We start from the raw sequence: 1,897 nt of genomic DNA, 5'->3' as shown, positions 1-1,897 counted from the left end.
GCCGTCTGAGGATTTCGCGGCGCAGGCCAACGCCACGTCGGCGCTGTACGGCCAGGCCGATGCCGATCGTGAGGCGTTCTGGGCCGAGCAGGCCTCGCGGCTGGCGTGGGACACCAAGTGGGACCAGGTCCTGGACTGGTCGGGCGCGCCGTTCGCGAAGTGGTTCGTCGGCGGCAAGCTCAACGTGGCCTACAACTGCGCCGACCGGCACGTCGAAGCCGGCCACGGCGACCGGGTGGCCATCCACTGGGAAGGCGAACCCGGCGACACCCGCACCATCACCTACACCGAGCTGCAGCGCGAGGTCTCCCGCACCGCCAACGCCCTGGCCGAACTCGGCGTCGGCCCCGGTGATCGGGTGGCGATCTACCTGCCGATGCTGCCCGAGGCCGTGTTCTCCATGCTGGCCTGCGCCCGCCTGGGCGCCCTGCACAGCGTCGTCTTCGGCGGGTTCTCCGCCGAGGCGCTGCGCTCGCGCATCAACGACGCCGAGGCCAAGGTCGTCATCACCGCCGACGGCCAGTACCGCCGCGGCAAGGCCATGCCGCTGAAGGCCAACGTCGATCAGGCCGTGGCCGAAGCACCCAGCATCGAGCACGTGCTGGTGGTGCAGCGCACCGGCATCGACATCGCCTGGAACGACACCCGCGACACCTGGTGGCACGAGCTCGTCGACCGGCAGGCCGAGACCCACAGCCCGGAGGCCTTCGACAGCGAACACCCGCTGTTCATCCTCTACACCTCGGGCACCACCGGAAAACCCAAGGGCATCCTGCACACCTCCGGCGGCTACCTCACCCAGGCCGCCTACACCCACCACACCGTCTTCGACCTCAAACCCGACAGCGACGTCTACTGGTGCACCGCCGACATCGGCTGGGTCACCGGCCACACCTACATCGTCTACGGGCCGCTGGCCAACGGCGCCACCCAGGTCATCTACGAAGGCACCCCCAACACCCCCCACGAGGGCCGGCACTGGGAAATCGTGCAGAACTACGGGGTGTCGATCTACTACACCGCCCCCACCACCATCCGCACCTTCATGAAGTGGGGCGCCGAGATCCCCGCCCGCTACGACCTGTCGTCGCTGCGGGTGCTGGGCTCGGTCGGTGAGCCGATCAACCCCGAGGCCTGGATCTGGTACCGCACCCACATCGGCTCCGACCGCACACCGATCGTCGACACCTGGTGGCAGACCGAAACCGGCGCGATCATGATCTCGCCGCTGCCCGGCGTCACCGCGGCCAAACCCGGCTCCGCGCAAACCCCGCTGCCCGGCATCTCCGCCAAGGTCGTCGACGAAAAGGGCACCGACGTCGGCCCCGGCGGCGGTGGCCTGCTGGTGCTCGACAAGCCCTGGCCCTCGATGCTTCGCGGCATCTGGGGCGACGAGCAGCGCTACAAAGACACCTACTGGTCGAAGTTCGCCGACCTGGGCTTCTACTTCGCCGGAGACGGCGCCAAGTACGACACCGACGGCGACCTGTGGCTGCTCGGCCGCGTCGACGACGTCATGAACGTCTCCGGCCACCGCATCTCCACCACCGAAGTCGAATCCGCCCTGGTCTCCCACCCCAACGTCGCCGAAGCCGCCGTCGTCGGCGCCAGCGACCCCACCACCGGCCAAGGCATCGTCGCCTTCGTCATCCTGCGCGGCGGCGTCGACGACGGCGCCAGCGGCGAAGCCGCCCTGGCCGAACTCCGCGACCACGTCTCCACCGAAATCGGCCCCATCGCCAAACCCCGCCAAATCATGGTCGTACCGGAACTGCCCAAAACCCGCTCCGGCAAGATCATGCGCCGCCTGCTGCGCGACGTCGCCGAAAACCGCGAAGTCGGCGACGTCACCACCCTCGCCGACTCCTCGGTCATGGACCTCATCTCCAAGGGACTC

General features: G+C 68.7%; 1 protein-coding gene. It reads left to right on the top strand.

The features are described from left to right. Positions 1-1,897: acetate--CoA ligase (gene acs / locus R4I43_RS34195; RefSeq protein ID WP_324269874.1), on the top strand; the 1,897-nt coding region annotated here is incomplete at both ends.

This window comes from Saccharopolyspora mangrovi, from assembly GCF_035320975.1.
Lineage (GTDB): Bacteria > Actinomycetota > Actinomycetes > Mycobacteriales > Pseudonocardiaceae > Saccharopolyspora > Saccharopolyspora mangrovi.
Note: the sequence above shows the minus strand (reverse complement) of the source record. Positions and strands in the feature narration are given on the sequence as shown.